We start from the raw sequence: 19,721 nt of genomic DNA, 5'->3' as shown, positions 1-19,721 counted from the left end.
GCGTGATGCTTTTTTTGTTCGTGTATGTCGATAGGAAAATTTAAATTTATTGCATATTCTAAATCAATAGAGTTTTTGAAACCCTTAATTTCAAAATCGTAAATGCTTAAAAAATCTATTTTTATAACGCTCCTAATTGTTTTGGGTTTTGGGCTTTACTTCAACCCAAACTTTAAGACCATTTCAGCAGGGGTTGCTATTTTGCTTTTTGGTATGATTATGCTGGAGGAAGGCTTTAAGGTATTTACCAAAGGGCCACTTCAAAATATTTTAAAAAGAGCAACAAGTAAGCTGTACAAAGGTATTACTGCTGGGGCAGTGGTAACGGCTTTAATACAATCCAGTTCGTTGGTTTCGGTCATTACCATTTCGTTTATAAGTGCGGGTTTAATTTCTTTGGGCGAAGGTTTGGGTTTAATATTTGGAGCCAACATTGGTACCACAGCTACAGCCTGGCTGGTTGCTGGCTTTGGCCTTAAAATAAACATTTCAGCATTGGCCATGCCCATGCTTGTTTTTGGTATCATTTTTTCTTTTCAAAAAAGAGCATCATTAAAAGGTGTTGGAAATGTTTTGGCTGGCCTAGGGTTCTTCTTTTTGGGCATTCATTACATGAAAGAAGGTTTTGATGTGTTTAAAGAGCACATCGATTTATCGGAATATGCCATTTCGGGTTATTTAGGCGTTCTTATTTATACTGGGCTAGGTATTATAATTACTACCATATTACAATCAAGCAGTGCTACCTTGGCATTGATTTTAACAGCCTTATCGTTCGGGCAAACAGAATATGAAAATGCCTTGGCTTTGGCTATTGGGGCAAACATTGGAACCACGATTACAGCAGTGTTGGGCGCCGTAAGTTCAAATAGCGCAGGGAAAAGATTGGCACTGGCACACTTTATCTTTAACGTTGGTACCGGTTTGGTAGCCATAGCTTTGATATTTCCGTTGGCACGATTGGTAAATAACTTATCAGATTTACTCCAAATAGCTTCAACAAATTATACGCTAAAACTGGCTTTGTTCCATACCTTATTCAATGTTTTGGGTGTATTGCTAATGTTACCATTCCTTAAGGTTTTAGAGCGATTTTTGATGCGGTTCTTTAAAGAAGATCCAAACAAGGATATTGACGAACCAAAGTTTCTCAATCCGGCAGTATTGGAGTTTTCGGGTTCGGTTATTTCTGCATTGGTTCAAGAATCAAAATATTTATTTAAGAACAGTGTTTTTGAAATTGTGGCGCATGCGTTGAATATCCATAGAGATGACATCAAATCTTCTAAAAACATTAAAACTATTGTAAAGAAATCAAAAACCGATTTTAAAACAGATGTAGAGGATCTGTACTATAAAAAGGTCAAGACCATATATGGCGAAATCATTAAATATGCCTCAACCGCACAAAGCACGTTAAGCCTTAACAGCAAGCAGAATAAAGCCGTAACGGAAATAAAAATAGCCAATAGAAAAATGGTTGAAATCATTAAAGATGTCCGTGAGTTGAATAAAAATATTACCCGTGTTTTGGATATGGACAACAAGCATTTGCAAAGTGAATACGACAGCTATCGAAAAAAACTCACTAAAGTATTGCGGACCATATATCGGTTCAGGAAAACGGGTGATGAAAAAAGATATACCAATCAGTTAAAGGAGCTTAAGGAAGAGGCCAAGAGCCATGCAAGGCAGAGCAATAAATCGATTGATAAATTAATCAGGAAGAACTTGATTACAGCCGAAATGGCCTCGTCGTTATTCAATGATTACACCAATGTAAACGATATGATAAAAAAACTGATTGATGTGGCCGAATTGCTTTATGGTAAAACAGATTCGTTATTTGAGGATACCGATATAAACTAAAAAGCATCACGCTATGGCGTGATGCTTTTTAATTCAATGGATTAATCAAATAATATATTTAGTCTAATATATTTTCAGAAAGGTCTTGGTCGTTATCTGCCATTAAAGCGAAAAACTTATCAATGTTTGGAAGAATGATAATTCTTGTTCTTCTGTTTTTTCCTCTGTTTTCAGCAGTATCGTTATCAGCAACTGGCAAATAGCAACTTCTACCAGAAGCGATTAATTTTTCTGGAGCTACGTTGTATTTTTCTTGAAGTTTACGTACAACAGATGTTGCTCTAAGCACACTTAAATCCCAGTTGTCTGCAATTTTTTCGGTACTTATGGTTCTGGAATCGGTATGGCCTTCAACCATAACATCTAAGCTTGGTTCAGAGTTTATAACATCGGCAAGTTTTTTCAAAATAGGATCGGCTTTAGAGCTTAATCTGTAGCTGGCCGTGTTAAATAACATATTGTCTGCAATAGAAATCATAACCACTGTTTCGTTAATATTAACGGCAAAATCTTCATCCTCATTCATATTACTTTCGCTGATTGTTTTTTCAAGGTTGTAAGCAACAGCCAAATTCATGGAATCCTTTAAAGTTTTGGCTTGACTAAGCTTTTCAGCGTCAACATGATTTAGGGTTTCGCGCATTTTTGCTTTGGTGTCGTTAGACATTACTGCAACATTTTCAACAACCTCTAATTTAGAATCATTTTCTTCTTTAAGAGACATGATTTTGTTGTTGTACGCTTCAACTCTAGCTTCAATTTTAGCAAATTTAGCTTCTAGGTCTTCTTTTTCAATTCTTGTTTTTTGCAATTCACTTTTTACCTCACCATTTTCTTGCTGAAGTGCCAAGTATTTTTTCTTTGAAACACATGAAACGGTCATAATGGTTGCTAAAAGTAGGATGGAAATTTTCTTCATAATCATTATAAATATTAGTTTAAGGTATTTACGTACCGAAATGCAATCTAGACGTTAACAAATGTTTTTTTGTTGAAATTTATAATGAACAAACTGTCAGAAGCCTATTAGACTTTGCTACAAACAAAAAAGCATCACGCCATGGTGTGATGCTTTTAAAATATTTGGTTAAAAAATGTTGTCTATTTTTCTTCAACAGCTGAGACCGCAGAAATTGTTGCAGGCTTAACCGATGAGTCGTGAGCTGTATAATATTCTTCAAGAAGATTCATTGTTGCGTTGAGTAAATCTTTAGTCTCTAGCAATAAGCTAAAGTATAAAGTTGTGTTTTTAGGACTAGATTCTTCGTTGCGAGTACGCTCTACTTGTTTCTGAATTTTATTGGTTACCAAAGAAATAATTTCTTCTTTTCTGCCCAAAATCAATCCAATTTCTTCAAATGATTGAGTTTCAAAGGCATTTTTAGTATTATTGAATAGAATTTCAAAACGTTCGTCAACTTCTTTTAGCTCCTTAATTTGATTGAATTTAAGTTTTTTGTGATTGTTGTTAACGTGTTTATGGCTAACTTTTGTTATATACTCTAAAGATTGGGTCATGTCTTGTAAATACCCTAAAATATGAATGTAAAAATTACTTGCTCCAACACTGGAATCATCAAGATTTTTAATGAAATAAAAGATATTGTCTCTTAGTTCATCAACCTCACTAGATAATTTTACAATTTGCCTTTTATTCTTTTTTAGTAAGATTAAATCTTGTTTTGCCAGACCGTTTATAGCATTTGTGTAAATTTTGTTTCCACGTTTTACAACGTTGGCTATGTTTTTAGCACTTTCGATAATAACACCTTGAATAGAGCTGCTTTCAGCTTTTTCAAGACTGTCTTCAGCTTTTGCTTCTTTGGCTTTTTTGTTATGTGCTATAGAACTTCTTATTAATAAAGCAAATGCTACCACCAATAATATAGGGAACACTACTGGAAGATTTAAGTTTAAGAGATATGCTACTAATGCCGCAGCAGCAAACGCACTGAATGCTGTAAAAAACCATCCGCCAATTACGTTTAATACTCCGGCAACCCGATACACAGCACTTTCTGCTCCCCAAGCTCTATCTGCCAAAGATGTACCCATAGCTACCATAAAGGTTACATAGGTAGTGGATAAAGGTAATTTATACGATGTTGCAATAGAAATTAAAACTGCTGCAACCATTAGGTTTACTGCTGCGCGAACTAAATCGAAAGCTGGAAGTTCTATTTTCTTATCCTTTGAAACAGTAATGACAGAAGCTTCAAATTGCTTGTCAATTTTTTTCTGCCATGATTCTGGTAAAATGTATGAAGACATTTGAGACATCAACATAGCGGATCTTACAAAGCCACGAGATAAAAAGTTTGGTTGAAAACGCTCTTTGGTTTCGCTTTGGCTTGATAAATCCAACGATGTCTTTACAACACTTTTGGCTTTGGTAGAGAACCATAAAGTTAAAACCATAACTAATCCTGCTACCAAAAGCAATATTGTTGGTGTTGGCGCTTTACCGCTTAAACTTTTCATTGAAAACTCAGCAGCAGATAATCCATCAACATTAATCGCTGGATTTATGAAATCTTGATATGCTTGGTATGCTCCGGTTGATGGACCAATAAAGTTTACCAAATCGTTACCGGCAAATGCCAAAGCAAGTGCAAAAGTACCAACAATGATAGTCAATTTATAAATATTGGTTTTGGCGAAACTTATTAAAGCAAAGGACAAAATAGACCAAAATGCAAAACTGATACCAACAATTAAATAAACGTTATGCTCTAAAAACTCTTTAATTGTTTCACCTCCCGTGATATCAAAACTTTGTTTGGCATAATTTGTTCCTCCAATACCTTTCATAAGAATGAAGTAGGTAATAGAGGTTATGGCAATACCTCCAAATAATGCGCCAACCCAATTTGCTTTCTGTTCAAACTTATATGATAGCAATAATCTAGAAAACCATTGGACAATGGCGCCAATGGTAAAAGCGACAATGACCGAGAGAAGTATTCCAAAAATAATCTGAGAGGCTTTGGAGGTGTTAATGTAATTAAGCAAATCACTAAAATCGCCACCATCATGTCCAATTTTAATTAACGCCATGGCAACTGAAGCGCCTAGTAATTCAAATACAATTGAAACAGTAGTAGAAGTAGGCATTCCAACAGAGTTAAAAAAATCTAATAAGAGAATATCTGTAATCATTACTGCCATGAAAATAATCATGATTTCATTGAACATAAATTCTCCTGGGTTAAAAATACCTTTTCTGGCAACTTCCATCATTCCGCTAGAAAATACCGCTCCAATGGCGATACCTAAACTAGCAACTATCATTATAGTTTTAAATGGAATAGCTCTTGAGCCAATTGCCGAGTTTAAAAAGTTTACAGCGTCGTTACTTACACCCACCACTAAATCAGCGACAGCTAAAATGGCTAGGGCAATGATCATGTACAAATAAATATTATCCATTGGTCGTAATTGTAAAAGGTCTGCAAATATCATGACAATATATGATTATTATGTTATGTAATTGTTATTTTATGGGCTAAAAATGAATATCGAAACCTAGACGAAAAGTAATGTTGTCTTTATTCCCGTTCACAGTTGTATAGTTTATATCACTTTGTACTTTTAGTTTATGTCCAACAATAAATTTGTTTAGACCAAAAGTGTACTGTTTGGTGGGCAATGCGCTGGTAACAGTTTCATATTCTACCTTTGTAAAGCGCCCTACTATCTCATAATCGCATTTAAATAAGAAACCAGCTTGTAAGTTCAGGGCATTTCCTGTTAGAACGATGTCTCCGGTTGGTGAGCCATCTGTGTCTATTGCAATTGGGTTGTCAGCAGTTCGTTTTGCATACTCGCCCATAAATGAAAATCCGTTATATTTAAACATGGCATCGGCAAAAATTGTGGTGATATCTGTTTCGTAAAGGGATCCGTCGCTTTTAAACATATAGTCTCCTAAAACACTACGTTCTTTAACTGCATCTTGGTTTAAATCGTAGGTGGCTCCTAACATTAGCTTAGGTTTTTCTTCACGTTTTAAATCAGATTGGCTATAATCACCTTTTGATTTAAAATTGCCGAAAGGCAAAAGTTCCAAACGGGCAGTATATTGCAGGCCTCCTTCGTTTCCTTCGGTTACATTGCGACCTTCACCCTGTGATATGGCTAATTTTTCACGTATTATAAAGTTACCGCCAAGATTTGATTGATGACGTAATTGAATGCCTAAGTCACGGTCAATATTAAAGCGGCTATTCAATAATGAACGATCTATTAATTGCAGGTTTGCAGAAGAAACCACACGCTCTACGTTACCGGGTAATTTAGTTTGCCCTGCCCAAAGTTCAAAGTTTTTGGCAAAATTCCACATAAGTACAGCATCGAGTATATACCTAGGGGTGTTTCTGTTAAACTGATTTGCACCAGAGATATCTCTGTTTGAAAGCCCCAATTCTATTTTATATTTTAGTTTCGAGCTGTAGGCAAAACCATCAAATTTTAAACGCGCACGTCTCACTATAAAGTTGTGTTCTGGACTTTCGTAGCTGTTGCCATTGTAGTCCCAAGATGACGTTGAGCGTACTTGAAATCGGGGTGCAAATTTTACACTAAACGAGCTATCTTTAGCAACAAAGTTCAATAATCCTTTACCAAAGGATGTGTCGCTGATTTCTTGTGCTTGTACAGAGAGGAATGCGCTGATTAACAACGCAAGGGTAATTTTAAGTTTCATTGTAATTATTAGTTTTTGTCGCTGCAAAGAACCAACTCCAATGTTAACTTAATGTAAACTAAAGATTAATTTAAGGACAAAAAAAAAGACTGCCTTGGCCAAAGGCAGTCCCATTAGGAATCATGATAATGTAGTCGACAAAAACTAATAGATTACATGACGTACTAATTAAAATGTTTCGAAACGTTGCAAATATCAACGTTTAAGGTAATGTTAGTGTAACCTCAATATTAACTTAATATTAATTCTCCAATGTTAAATATTTATATTTAACCATTTGACAAACAATACATTAATTATTTAATGTTAATTTAATGTTACGCAAATGTTGTTTTAGTGTTACCTAATATGTAATTTTGATAAATAATGTATAAAAACCCCATAATTATGAAGAAGTTAGTAATATTATTTGCCTTTCTAATTACTGTGGTTTCTTTTGCTCAAAAAGACCAAAAGAGAGAATTAAAATTTAACAAAGACACCAATTTAATTGAAGTGACTTACTTTCATGACAATGGAGTTGTAAGCCAAACAGGTTTTTACACTACAGATGGTAAGCTTCAAGGTGAATGGTTGAGTTTTAACACAGAAGGCAAAAAAACAGTTTCTGGTAATTATGATAATGGTAAAAAAGTCGGCAAATGGTTTTATTACACAAATGAAACCGTAAAAGAAGTAGATTACAATGAAAACGTTATTGCAAGTTTAAAAGAAACCGAGGTAAAAGACGGTATTTAAACTTAAATAAGGCCAATAAAAAAGCATCACGCCCAGCGTGATGCTTTTTTATTTTATAAAGAATTGAATAGATTATTCTCTAGACCATCCAGCTCCCCAAGTTGCAAAGTCGGTACCGGTGCCATTGCCATCACCAGATAATATAAAATCGCCATCTATATTAAATGAAACACCAGTGTCGTTTTTTACTTTAGTGGTTACATCAGTAAAAGTAACATCTTTAACGTTTAAATCGCCACTAGTTACGCCATTACCTGTTGGGTTATCACCAGAATCACCGTCTAAATCGAAACCTTCTTCAAAACCTTGAATAACTATATTTGAAAATATACCTTGAGTACCAGCTCTCAAACGAATTGCTTCTGTTCCAGCTGTATTTCCTTGTCCAATAATAGTTACATTAGTTACATTTGGTTTAGAGAAATAACCGGCAGCATTGCTAAAGTCCGTATTGTACCCATCACATTCAAATGCTTTATCATGATCTGGACCGTGTTTAACATAAGCATGAGTAATATTTCCTGAGTATCCCTCAGTCCAGTCGATAGAATCATCTTGGTTATTTATGGAATATACATAGCTAACATTTACCGTTCCACCAAAAAACTCGAAACCATCATCTTTACCTTCAAAAGATTCTACATATTGCACCAAAGTGCCGTTACCTACTCCGTAGAAAGATAATCCATTGTTTTCTGACTGGCCATCTGCAGCGCCACCAGAATACTCAACACGTAAGTACTGAATAGAACCAGAATCGTCTGATGCGTCAGTACCACCGTAAGGTAAACTAGCAATTTCTGAAGTAGACGTTGCCGCACCAGAGACAGAGTTAACAGGGGCTTTGCCTAAAATAATCAATCCGCCCCAATCGCCAGCTGCTGGGTTAGAGGCGTTTGATGTTAAAACGATAGGCTCGTTGGCGTTTCCGTTAGCTTGTATTTTAGCACCTTGTGCAATAGCAATATACACATTGGCACCAGTTGCTTCTGCTTTAATGGTCATACCGGCAGGAATAGTTAATGTAGTACCAGAAGCCATAATTAACGAACCGTTCAATATGTAGGTGTTATTTGGATCTAAAGATAAGTTCTGTGTGTAAGTTCCAGACAGGTAAATAGTTTGTCCTGTTGTTCCATTGCCAGTATTGTTTGTATTGTTCACAACGCTATTATCGTTAATCACAATATCGGCAGTATCATCAGTTGTACATGAGAAAAGCATTGTTGCAATGGCTAATCCTAAAATTAAATTGTTTTTCATCAGTTTTTATTTAATTAATTTTTATTATTTATTATCGTGTTAAAATTTATACTTTAATGAAAGGCCTAAATCCATACCTCTTTGGTAGTTTGAAATGCCTTTTCCGTTGGCCGAGGTTACTTCAACGTCACCAAGGGTTGTTTGTCTTACATATCTAACTTTTGGATTTAGTAAGTTTTTGGCGCTTAAGTTCACCTCAAACTTTTCGCTAATTTTGTTTTTCCATATAAAATCAAGCGTGGCAACGCTTTTTTCAATAACATTACCCAATTGACCAGAACCTAAAGCATCAATTCTATCTGAGAAATAAGAAAACACAAGGTTCGCGGTAGGTTTATAGCTATTGAAAACTGGCGAATAGTTAATATCAGCATTCAAGATGAATGGCGAAGCGCCTTGAAGGTCTTCTTTGCTTCTATTGAAAGACAGATTGTATGTTCCGTTGATGTTTGCAAACAAATCTTGTTCTGTTTTCATGTATGTGGCGTTTAAACCAAAGGAAAGCAATGCATCCTCATCTTCAGTTTGCAACACGTTTTTACGTAATTCAACCTCTACTCCATAAATCTTTGCTTTGTTACCGGTTCTGAAGTAACGTTGTGTTCCGGTAGCATCAGCTCCAACAACTAAGTTGATAGGGTCTTTTATTTCCTTACCAAAAACGGATAAGGCAAATAATTCGCTTTTGCTATAGAACCATTCGTATTTTAAATCTAGGTTATAGATTTTTGAGTACCCTTTTTGCAATAAATCTGGGTTACCACCAATACGGGTTGATACACTTTCATAAACAAACGGCGCTACTTCCTTAAACTCGGGAAGCGATACCGTTTGACTAGCGGTAAAACGGATGTTTTGGTCATCATTAACAGCGTACTTAATGTTTAAACTTGGTAATAAAAAGTTTTGTTTTGAGTTGATGGATGCGTTACCGTTGTTTCCTAAGTTAATTACATCATAGCTGATGTTTTGTTGTACAGATTCAAAACGGGCACCCGGTACAAATAACCATTTTTCCCCAACTTTAATCTCTGCATCAATATATCCTGCGTAGATATCCAACTTACCATTATAGGTATTTTCAGGTAATCCCGGTCTGTTGGTGTTTGATAAGGTTGGAATGGTATTAATTACTTTTATAAGATACAAACCAGTATTATCATTTGGATTCACACGTAAGTTGTCCAAAGAAAAATCGTTGTTGAAATTGTTTACATCGGTTACTGGGTAGTCAGAATCTACGATATCATAACCATATCGAATATTATCAAACGTTCTTTCTTTGCTTTTACCATCGTAGCCAAAATTCAATTTAAAATTATCGGTAATGGCGTAAGCTAAATTTAAACGGCTGTTAATTTCGTCGTCTTTAATATTCTGAAAATAACGTTGGTTGTCAAAAACCACATTACTATAAAATGTTGGATTTGTATTTGGGTCGTTATCTAAAGCATACTGATAGTTTTCTAAACTGATACGTTTTCTATCAGGTTGTTTAGAATACACTAGGTTGTAACCAATGGCCCAATCCAATTCAAGTTTACCCGATTTATGGTTACCTTCCAATTGGTTTACGGTCATTTGAGTTTGGTCGAATTGAACGTTCATTTGGTAAAACCCTTGTTCGGTATCTAACTGGGCATCACGGTTTCTACCGGTGCCATCAATACCAAAATATCCAACTACATCAGATGAATTATTGATGAATAAAGAAGTGTACTTTAATTTATTGCTGTCATCAATTTTATACAATGCAGTTCCCATTGCGGTAGACGTTGTTCCGTACTCGTACTCTTCGGCCACATCAAAAGCTTTTTTCTCAGTTAAGGTATAATCAATGGAAGAACCTTTTCTGTACTCGTATCCGTTTTCAAAAGAACCTGTAATAAAAAGGCTTAATTTAGAGCCATTATTAAAATTGAATGATGTTCCAGTAGAACCACCGTAGCTAACATTGATAGGAGTTCCTGCGCTTTCTGGGTCGATACCGTGCGATAAAATAACAGCAAAAGGGTTGTGTGCATAACGGCCATAGTAACCAAAAAAACCAGTTCCCTCGCTTCTTACAAAGTCTTTGCCGATGGCATTGGTATTAAACCCTGTTGCAGCATTTAATTCAAGAAAACTCTTTCCGGTGTAATCTTTCGATTTAACATCTACATTACCGGCAGAAAAGTCACCATAAAATTTAGAAGAGTATGCTTTAGCAACTGATACATTTTCAATAACATCGGTTGAAAATAAGGTTAAATCGATGTTCTTTTTGTTAACATCATTAGAAGGTAAGGATAAACCATTTAAAGTGGTGTTTAAATATCTATCCCCTAAACCTCTTACGTATACGTTGCTTGACCCTTCTTGTTTGGAAATACCTGAAATTTTTGAAATCGCAGAGGCAGCGTCTGAAACTCCTTTTCTAGATAATTCCTCGGCGCCAATGCTTTGTTTCATCTCTACCGCTTTCTTTTGTTCAAGCAATAAAGCGGTTTCGCTTTCACGTTTGGTTGTTGTTGTAATTATAACTTCATCCAACGAAGCGGCACTGGCACCCATGGGTACATTTACCTCTGTTACTTTTCCGGCAACAACTGTTACAGTAATTTCTTGTGTTTCATATCCCACGAAACTGAATATTAAGGTGTAATCACCAGCTTCTAAATTTTCAAGTGTATAAAGACCATCAAAATCGGAAGTTGTTCCTTTTGTTGTTCCTTTTATTAAAACATTGGCAAAGGCCAAAGGTTCATTATTGTATTCTTTGTCTGTTAGCTTACCAACAACAGAGCCAGTGTTTTGGCCGTGTAAAACAGTTGCTGAAACTAGTGCAAACAATAAAAATATTTTTCTCATTTAATGTTAAATTTTATTGGTGCAAATAACGTTACACTAAATGAACAGGATGTTACCTATAAGTTAAACAATGGTTGTAATAGGGTTATGTAAACGTTATCAGTTAGGCTAAGAATTTACGTTGAGTTAACATAAATTCTATGGGTTTGAAGAGGGGCTCAACCAAAAAAGTACTTAATCCAAAATATTGGTTTAAATCTGCAATAAATATTGAAAATAAATCCAGTAAGGGACTCTAAAAAAAGTAAAGTGTAAAGGGCAAAAAAAGTAAATCTTATTGCTCAGAAGTAGCTTTATCTTCTGTATTGGCTGTTGCCATCAGTAAAGCTAAATCATCTAAAGAAATTGTGCTTGCTGCTAATGATAGTTTTAGTTCGGCTGGCTCAAAAGTATCAACATGAACATCAACTTCCTTAGTTTCGTATCCTAAAAAACTGCACACTAGGGTATAATCTCCAGCTTCCAGGTTTTCAAGAATAAATAAACCTGTTTTGTCTGTACTGGCTTTAATTTCAGAATTTTTTATCGAAACATCAGCTAAAACCAAAGGCGCATCCTTTACTTCATTGTCCATGATTTTACCAACAATTAAGCCAGTACTCTGACCAAATGAAATGGTTGTAAAAAGTATTGCAGAGATGTAAAATAATTTCTTCATAAAAATGGCTATAAATACCACTGCAAATAAAGCCTTATTAGAATAACTTAATGTTATTGAATTATTAAACAACCGTCATTAAAATGTTACCTTAATGTTAACAAACTACCCGTTAAAAAAATATAATTTAATGGATGCTTTATAAAGATGTTTTTTATCTTGCTTGGCATTAAAAATAAACCATGAACTGGGAACAATTACTATCCTTAAAACGCTTTGGCGACACCAATAAACGCATTAGAAAAGAACAGGACGAAACCCGTTTGGGCTTTGAAGTAGATTACGACCGCATTATTTTTTCGTCGGAGTTTAGAAGCCTCCAAGATAAAACGCAGGTTATTCCATTATCGCAAACCGATTTTGTGCATACCCGATTGACCCATAGTTTGGAGGTTAGTGTTGTTGGGCGTTCGCTGGGCAGGAAAGTTGGCCAAAAACTTTTGGAAAAGCATCCGCATTTACAAAATGTTCATGGGTATCAAGTTAATGATTTTGGCGCCATTGTGGCCACTGCAGCTTTGGCGCACGATATTGGTAATCCGCCTTTTGGGCATTCTGGTGAAAAGGCCATTGGTGAGTTTTTTAAAAATGGGGCGGGCAAAACCTATAAAAATGAATTGACGCCAAAACAGTACCAAGATTTATGCGATTTTGAAGGCAATGCCAATGGATTTAAAATATTGACCCAAAATAGGGATGGGCGCCAAGGCGGGTTGCGGTTAAGCTATGCTACCCTTGGGGCATTTACCAAATATCCAAAGGAATCATTGCACAAAAAGCCAACAAAACATATTGCTGATAAAAAATACGGTTTTTTTCAGAGTGAAAAGGAAGCTTTTGCAGATATAGCCAATGAATTGGGTTTGATAAAACGAAGTAAAGAGCATTTAAGTTTTTCGCGCCATCCACTGGCTTATTTGGTGGAAGCGGCCGATGATATTTGTTACACAATCATAGATTTTGAAGACGGCATCAACCTTGGGCTTATTCAAGAAGAATTTGCGTTGGAATATCTTTCTAAAGTTATTCGGGATAACATCATTCCAGAAAACTACTATGCACTGACCAATAAGGAAGACCGTGTGGGTTATTTAAGAGCCTTGGCCATTGGTGCATTGATAAATGATGCCGTAGATATTTTTATGAAAAATGAAGAGGCCATTTTAAATGGCGATTTTGATTGTGCGTTGCTGGATAAAAGTAAATACGATGCCCAAATAAAAGACATCATTAAAATTAGCATTGAAAATATTTACCAATCTGAAGAGGTGGTTGACAAGGAAATTGCAGGCTATCAAATCATCAACAAATTGTTGGGGGTTTACACGGCTGCCGTAAATAATTCGTACAGCGGCACCACATCGAATTACGATAAATTAATATTGAACCGTTTGCCAAAAACCATCAATTTTAAAAGTGACGATTTGTACCAACGCCTATTGGCTGTGTGTCATTATGTTTCATTGTTATCGGACAGTAAGGCCATTCAAAATTTTATGAAGATTGAGGGGGTTACTTTTTAGTATTATCCGGTTTTCTATTATTATAAAATAAGGTTGAATAAATAACCAGAAATAATGATGCAAAGGGTAACCACACTGAAGAAAATTCCAATGAGTTTTAAGGTCATTACTTTTTTGAGTAACATAGCTTCTGGTAGTGATAAACCAACCACGCCCATCATAAATGCAATAGCGGTTCCAATAGGAATTCCTTTGGAGACCAAAACTTGAACTACAGGCAATACGCCAGAAGCGTTCATATACATTGGTACGGCCAAAATTGTAGCTATTGGTACGGCAAAATGGTTGTCCGTGCTCATGTATTTTTCAAAAAATCCTTCTGGAATAAAGCCATGCATCAATCCGCCAATGGCAATGCCCACCAATACATACGGAACAACGCCTTTTAAAATCTTGATGACTTCACGCCAAATAATATTTAAACGTTGTTTTAACGTTTGTTTTTCGGCAATAAAAGTGTCTTGATCCCTTTGTGCGTTTGCCAGAACTTCTTTAACCCAAGGCGTGAGAAATCGTTCCAATTTCAATTGTTGTAAAGCAACACCTGAGACCATTCCTAAAATAACGCCACTGGCTACATAAATAATGGTCATTTTAAGTCCAAATAAGCCAACAAAAAGTCCAATAGCAACTTCATTGACTAAAGGTGAGGTTATTAAAAAAGCAAAGGTTACACCCAACGGAATTCCACCGCGAACAAAACCAATGAAAAGTGGTACAGAAGAACAAGAACAGAATGGTGTTACTACCCCAAACAAACTAGCCATTAAGTGTTCCAGGCCATAGAGTTTGTTTTTCGACAAGAAATTCCTAACCCTATCTATGGGAAAGTAACTGTTTATAATGCCCATAAAAAAGATAACGATAAACAATAAAATTAGAATTTTGATGCTGTCGTAAATAAAGAAATTTAGAGCATCGGACAGATGTGCGCCGTGTTGCATTCTAAAAACGGAATACACCAACCAGTCCGCTAGATTTTGAATCCGGGTAAACATATTAAAAACAAATTCTAATAAGATTAACAACAATCATCCGTGCCGGAATAACAATCAGAAGTTTTATTAATTGAAGAATCTCCTTTGGATTCAGCGGTAATAAATTCCAAGATTTCTTCTTTGTAAGGGATTCGTCCTTTAGAAACCACTTTTTCATTTACTACCAAAGCAGGTGTTGCCATGACGTTGTATTCCATTATTTTCATAATGTCTTCCACTTTTTCAATGTTGGCGTTTAGGTTGTTTTCAGTAACAACTTCTTGTGTCACTTTGGTCAGTAATTGGCATTTTGGGCAACCTGTTCCGAGAATTTTAATTGTTTGTGCCATAATATTTTATTAGTTTATCGCAAATAAGCGATAAGATTTGTAAATTTTTAAATTTGACAATTCGAACTTTGCTTTTTATTGTTTTCTTTGAAGAATTCAGAGAAAATTTCTCTTGCCAAATTCCATTTCTCTTGATTGATACAGTATTTTATTTTGGGTGGTTTGAGCTCGCCTTTTATTAAATCTGCATTTTTCAGTTCTTTTAAATGTTGAGAAATGGTGGATTGTGCCAGTGGAAAAATTTCAACCAAATCACCCGTGAAACAACAAGACTGATTCTCTAGATAATTCAATATTTCAATTCGAATAGGATGAGACAAAGCCTTTGCAATACTTGCCAAAAGTAAAGATTCTTCGCTGTAGTCTATATGTTCTAATTTTCTATCCATAAGTTCATCGCAAATTTACGATTAGTTTTTTGTCCTGCAATATTTTTGATGAAAAAATGGCTCATTTAATTGGTTTTTGTTGGATGTATTTCGTCTTAAAGATATTTTGGCGTTTTAACTACTTCTGTCAAGCACTTAAGAGGGTTTACGTTTTATTATCTAAATTCAAAATTAGATGTTAGTTTAAATCACACATTAATGTAGCATAATTGTCCAACTTCTAATTACTGGTTTTTAAAGTTTCATAATCATTTTCAAACATGATTAGAACTTCCATTGAAGGAGTCCTCGTTTTATATTCAGGATCACTATTATTTAGGATTTCTTCCATGTTTTGAGCCTTTTTATTTTTCCAAAATCCCGCCTTTGTGAAACCTATCGCACATATTTGGCCATTTTGCTCAAAAATTTGCCTATGATATACCCATTTATCATCTGAACCTTCCAATCTTAAAGTAATGTTGAAGGGCTTAAACATTTTTAGAGGTTTCTTATAAATGATTTTTTGGGATGCCAAAACGCCAAACATGCCCTTTTTTACCGTATTGCTGTATAAATTTGACCGAAAAACCACTTCGTATCTTATTAGGTCCATGTAGTAAAAATATTTTGAGTTGGCCATAAACCGAAAGGATTCACAATCCAATATATTCACTCTTCTCGTTCTTGTTAAATCAGAGGATGGTTTGATTTTCTTCCAAAATAGTCTGGATCCAATAAAGATGTAAATCATGTGTAACCAATAATAAATCATTTTTTGGATTTAGTTTTGCAGGTTACTTAAATATCTGGGAATGAAGTTCTGTGCGACTCAGAGCTTGTTTACGTTTCGTCGATTCATAACTGTCGCGATTAAAGCATATTAAGCACAGCGAAACGAAGGTAGTTGGAAATTTTTACAGAGTCAATTATTCGAGTCTAATTTTTGTGTCCATTTCTTTAACATAATTTTAACAAAACCACTATTTCGTTTTCTTCGTAGGTATGCATGAGAGCAAAAATTTAACACATAAAAAATCTCAAAAACATGAAAAATTTAAAAACTATTTTAGGATTAGGAATTTTAGCAGCGGCTGGTTTCTTTATCGTTGCGGCGGATCACATTGATGCGCCTGCTGTACAAGGTGGTAATAGTGATATTACCGATTTTTATGCCTTTCAAGGCGAAAACCCAAACAACCTCGTTTTTGCGGCTAACCTTCAAGGACTGTTGAGTCCAATGGCAACTGGTTCGGCAACGTTTGATGAAAACGTAATGATTGAATTCAATATCGACAACACAGGCGATTATGTCGAAGACTTGGTTATTCAGGCCATTCCAAGAGATGGCAAAATGTATTTCTTTGGCCCTATTCCACCTTCGCAAACAGGACTAAATAGCATTATTGAAACATCGTCTACTGTCGGTGGAATTGTAGATATTACAATGTATGGTTCAAGTGCAAAAATCGCTAACAATGGAGGTATGAGTTTTTTTGCTGGCCCACGAGACGACCCATTTTTTATGGATTTCGCTCAATATTCTGAAATCATTGCCGGAAACGCAACAAGTTTCAACACACCAGGAGCCGATACTTTTGCAGGAACCAACGTCATGTCTGTTGTTGTTGAAGTACCAAAAGCTATGATTGGTGGCTCAGGAACCATTAATACATGGGTGGAATCTAAAAGAAAATAACAGTAAATAACCTTAAATAAAATTAATATGAGAACTATAAAAATATTAAGCGTAATAGCTCTATCATTTTTGGCATACAATTGCTCAAATAATGATGATAATCAAATAATATACCCCGAAACACCAGATTTTATTGGAACCTACATGCAAGAAGACCAAATGGGTAGACCAGCGGTAAACACGGTATTTGTGTCTTCTTCTAGTAAAGACATGTTTAACGTTACAACGCCGTCAATGCAAAATGCAGCCTACCAAAGCATGTTTGAAACTAATTTAACAGCATTAAGCCCTGCTTATGCAAACCCAGGAGACACCAATGCCTTAGGCTTGGATGCGGCAACATTTACAGGGCTTTTGGCTACTGATGTTTTAAATGTGTCGCTGGATGCACCAACAACATTTTATGACGGCACCAATGTCTTGACGGGTAGAAATTTGTCTGACGATGTGATTACAGTGGAGTTGCTTTTAATCTTTGGCGGAGAAGATTTTTCTGAAAACCCTGGATTGTCAAACGATAATGTTGATGCAAACGATAAACCTTTTTTGTCCTCATTTCCATACCTAGCCTCACCTTGGTAAAATCCACCAATTCTAAAATGGGAGTTTAAACTTCCATTTTAGAATTTTAAACAAAACCTACTTAGAAACAAAAAACCTTAAAAAATAAACACAATGAAAACCATAAACAAATTATTTGGAATTGTACTGTTACTGATCATTGTAAGTTGTAATAAATCACCTAAAAAAATAACAAACGTTGATGACTACAATAGTTATTTAAAAGATAATGGGGACGAGATGTTGCAGTTAGCGACAGAAGGTTTAATATTCTGGGAAAAAAAGCTTGAAAAAGAACCAAATCAATTTCCTTATTTAGCTAAAGTTGCAGCATCTCAATCTCTCATTTTCACTAAAACAGGAAATATTAAAGCCTTAATTGAAGCTGAAGAAAACTTAATTGAAGTTAACAAAAGAACGGGTTTTAATAAACCCAGCTATTTAAGATCACTGGCCAGAAACTATATATCCCAGCATAAGTTTAAGGAAGCTCTTGAGCTCTTAAAAAAAGCTGAAGCTAACGGTGAAAACCTGAAAGGCACTGAAAAGATGCTATTCGATGTCCATTTGGAACTTGGGAATTTTGATTTGGCAAAATCGTACTTGGAAAAAATTAGAAAAGAAAATGATTTTGATTATTTAATAAGATTATCAAAATGGTCCGACCACCGCGGAAATTTAGACGCCGCCATTAAATATATGGAGCAGGCTAAGGGCATAGCCGAAGCTTCAAACGTGCCGTCAACAAAGCAATGGGTTTACACCAATTTGGCAGATTATTATGGGCATGCCGGTAATATTAAAGCCTCTTATAATCATTATTTAAAAGCTTTAAAATTAGACCCAAATGATGCCTATGCTAAAAAAGGAATAGCATGGATAGTATATTCCCATGAGAAAAATGCAGATGAAGCACTGCGTATTTTAGACTCAGTAACACAAACATACAATGCCCCTCACTACCACCTTTTAAAAGCTGAAATCACAGAATTTAAAGGCGATAAAATATTACAGGAAGAACAATTAAAATTATATAGTCGTGCCGTTAACAATCCATTGTATGGCAACATGTATAATAAATACAATGCGCTTCTTTACGCCGAAAATCCTCTGGAGACAACCAAAGCTTTAGTAATTGCCAACATGGAAATTAAGTACAGGCCAACCCCACAATCTTACGATTTATTGGCATGGACTTATTACAATCATGGCGATACCGAAGAAGCTTTAAAGATAATGGAAAAACACGTTGTGGGTAAAACTTTTGAGCCTGAAGCCATGTTGCACTTGGCCCAAATTTATACAGCAAACGGTAAAGAAGATGAGGCTAAAAAACTTAAAAAAGAACTTTTGGAAAGTACTTTTGAACTTGGCCCTATTAAAGCACAAAAAGTAAAAAAACTATAAAATAAAATCATGAAAGGCTTGTCTTTTAACATAATGGCTTTTTTGTTTATAATGTTTGTTGGACATTGCTCATATGGTCAAATTCCAGACATAAAAAGTAATAGTAAAAAAGCTATTGATTTGGCTGTAGAAAATCAATTAAATAGCATTAAAGTTAGCAGTAACACATTTAGCTTTTTTAATACCACGGACACTTATTACAACATGGAGTTTTTCAACAAGGCTTCAAAGTACTTTAGCGGTACATTAAATTTGGAATTTGAGGATGAGCCATCCTATGATACTGGCGTAAAACTGCTAAGGAATTTTATGTATTTAAATTTAAACCTAAATTATAATATAGGTAAAATTAGATTTGCAATATCAATAAGCAATATCCTTAATTTTTTTGATTCAGAGTTTTCTATTATCCCAGAGCTGTATGGAAATAACGAGGTTATAGAGGATTTTTATTTTGTAATCAACCAGAGTTTTTCAATACAGACGGCGATAACCTACAATTTTTGAATAAATATAAATCGGTTGAAAAGTTAAATTCAATTTCAATGAAAGCATAAAAACAAATGGGATTATTTTGGTTAGTTAGTTGGTTGACGACTTTTTATGAATGTAAAAAGTTGTTTAAGGAAACCTAAAGTGAAAAAGTTAGATTTTTAGGTTTTTTGTTAGGTGAAAGCGTTTAGTTATAGATTTATAATTAGGCGCTTTCTTGTTATGTTTTTTTAACGGTCTTGGCTGTCCCTAGTGCGGGAT

The 19,721-nt window shown here is 35.1% G+C and carries 15 protein-coding genes and 2 pseudogenes; 7 read left to right on the top strand and 10 right to left on the bottom strand.

Going from position 1 to position 19,721, the window contains the following annotated elements; genetic code table 11:
• The first annotated feature begins 102 nt into the window (after positions 1-102).
• A complete protein-coding gene (locus tag ACB104_RS11510; protein WP_370478850.1) occupies positions 103-1,869 on the top strand; it encodes a Na/Pi cotransporter family protein in 1,767 nt (588 codons plus the stop codon).
• Between the two features lie 58 nt (positions 1,870-1,927).
• Here the strand turns inward: ACB104_RS11510 and ACB104_RS11505 are convergent, their stop codons facing one another.
• The 3 genes from ACB104_RS11505 to ACB104_RS11495 form a co-directional block, all read right to left on the bottom strand.
• Entirely contained in the window at positions 1,928-2,788 is an 861-nt protein-coding gene (locus ACB104_RS11505) for an OmpA/MotB family protein (RefSeq protein ID WP_370478848.1), read from the bottom strand.
• 182 nt (positions 2,789-2,970) lie between these two features.
• The gene (locus ACB104_RS11500) at positions 2,971-5,298 is read right to left on the bottom strand and encodes an inorganic phosphate transporter (RefSeq protein WP_370479103.1); all 2,328 of its coding nucleotides are present in this window, start codon (positions 5,296-5,298) and stop codon (positions 2,971-2,973) included.
• A gap of 76 nt (positions 5,299-5,374) precedes the next feature.
• Positions 5,375-6,574, bottom strand: coding sequence for a porin (locus ACB104_RS11495; protein WP_370478846.1), 1,200 nt, complete (start codon positions 6,572-6,574; stop codon positions 5,375-5,377).
• 387 nt (positions 6,575-6,961) lie between these two features.
• On the opposite strand from ACB104_RS11495, the gene ACB104_RS11490 reads away from it, so the two are divergent.
• A complete protein-coding gene (locus ACB104_RS11490) occupies positions 6,962-7,312 on the top strand; it encodes a toxin-antitoxin system YwqK family antitoxin (RefSeq protein WP_370478845.1) in 351 nt (116 codons plus the stop codon).
• Positions 7,313-7,384: 72 nt separating this feature from the next.
• On the opposite strand, the gene ACB104_RS11485 is transcribed toward ACB104_RS11490, so the two are convergent.
• From ACB104_RS11485 to ACB104_RS11475, 3 genes are all read right to left on the bottom strand, one after another.
• The gene (locus tag ACB104_RS11485; RefSeq protein WP_370478843.1) at positions 7,385-8,575 is read right to left on the bottom strand and encodes a beta-helix domain-containing protein; all 1,191 of its coding nucleotides are present in this window, start codon (positions 8,573-8,575) and stop codon (positions 7,385-7,387) included.
• A gap of 39 nt (positions 8,576-8,614) precedes the next feature.
• Complete coding sequence (locus ACB104_RS11480; RefSeq protein WP_370478841.1) at positions 8,615-11,425, bottom strand: TonB-dependent receptor; 2,811 nt, start codon at positions 11,423-11,425, stop codon at positions 8,615-8,617.
• A gap of 274 nt (positions 11,426-11,699) precedes the next feature.
• Entirely contained in the window at positions 11,700-12,083 is a 384-nt protein-coding gene (locus ACB104_RS11475; protein WP_370478840.1) for a carboxypeptidase-like regulatory domain-containing protein, read from the bottom strand.
• A gap of 182 nt (positions 12,084-12,265) precedes the next feature.
• Here ACB104_RS11475 and ACB104_RS11470 point away from each other — a divergent pair, with 182 nt between their 5' ends.
• The gene (locus ACB104_RS11470) at positions 12,266-13,606 is read left to right on the top strand and encodes a deoxyguanosinetriphosphate triphosphohydrolase (protein ID WP_370478838.1); all 1,341 of its coding nucleotides are present in this window, start codon (positions 12,266-12,268) and stop codon (positions 13,604-13,606) included.
• Between the two features lie 20 nt (positions 13,607-13,626).
• Here ACB104_RS11470 and ACB104_RS11465 read toward each other — a convergent pair whose 3' ends face one another.
• The 4 genes from ACB104_RS11465 to ACB104_RS11450 form a co-directional block, all read right to left on the bottom strand.
• A complete protein-coding gene (locus tag ACB104_RS11465; RefSeq protein ID WP_370478836.1) occupies positions 13,627-14,604 on the bottom strand; it encodes a permease in 978 nt (325 codons plus the stop codon).
• Positions 14,605-14,627: 23 nt separating this feature from the next.
• On the bottom strand, positions 14,628-14,933 hold the full coding sequence (locus tag ACB104_RS11460) for a thioredoxin family protein (RefSeq protein WP_370478835.1): 306 nt from the start codon (positions 14,931-14,933) through the stop codon (positions 14,628-14,630).
• A gap of 47 nt (positions 14,934-14,980) precedes the next feature.
• On the bottom strand, positions 14,981-15,322 hold the full coding sequence (locus ACB104_RS11455; protein WP_370478833.1) for an ArsR/SmtB family transcription factor: 342 nt from the start codon (positions 15,320-15,322) through the stop codon (positions 14,981-14,983).
• Between the two features lie 220 nt (positions 15,323-15,542).
• A complete protein-coding gene (locus ACB104_RS11450) occupies positions 15,543-16,055 on the bottom strand; it encodes an acyl-CoA thioesterase (protein WP_370479101.1) in 513 nt (170 codons plus the stop codon).
• Between the two features lie 294 nt (positions 16,056-16,349).
• Between ACB104_RS11450 and ACB104_RS11445 the strand changes: the two are divergent.
• The 4 genes and pseudogenes from ACB104_RS11445 to ACB104_RS11430 all read left to right on the top strand — a co-directional run.
• A pseudogene (locus ACB104_RS11445) lies at positions 16,350-16,622 on the top strand (DUF4331 family protein); the annotation flags it as partial.
• Between the two features lie 33 nt (positions 16,623-16,655).
• Positions 16,656-17,582: pseudogene (locus ACB104_RS11440) on the top strand (DUF4331 family protein).
• Positions 17,583-17,675: 93 nt separating this feature from the next.
• On the top strand, positions 17,676-18,968 hold the full coding sequence (locus ACB104_RS11435; RefSeq protein ID WP_370478831.1) for a tetratricopeptide repeat protein: 1,293 nt from the start codon (positions 17,676-17,678) through the stop codon (positions 18,966-18,968).
• An 18-nt stretch (positions 18,969-18,986) separates the two neighbouring features.
• Complete coding sequence (locus ACB104_RS11430; protein ID WP_370478830.1) at positions 18,987-19,475, top strand: hypothetical protein; 489 nt, start codon at positions 18,987-18,989, stop codon at positions 19,473-19,475.
• Positions 19,476-19,721 lie beyond the last annotated feature (246 nt).

The organism is Tamlana flava, from assembly GCF_041287255.1.
Lineage (GTDB): Bacteria > Bacteroidota > Bacteroidia > Flavobacteriales > Flavobacteriaceae > Tamlana > Tamlana flava.
Note: the sequence above shows the minus strand (reverse complement) of the source record. Positions and strands in the feature narration are given on the sequence as shown.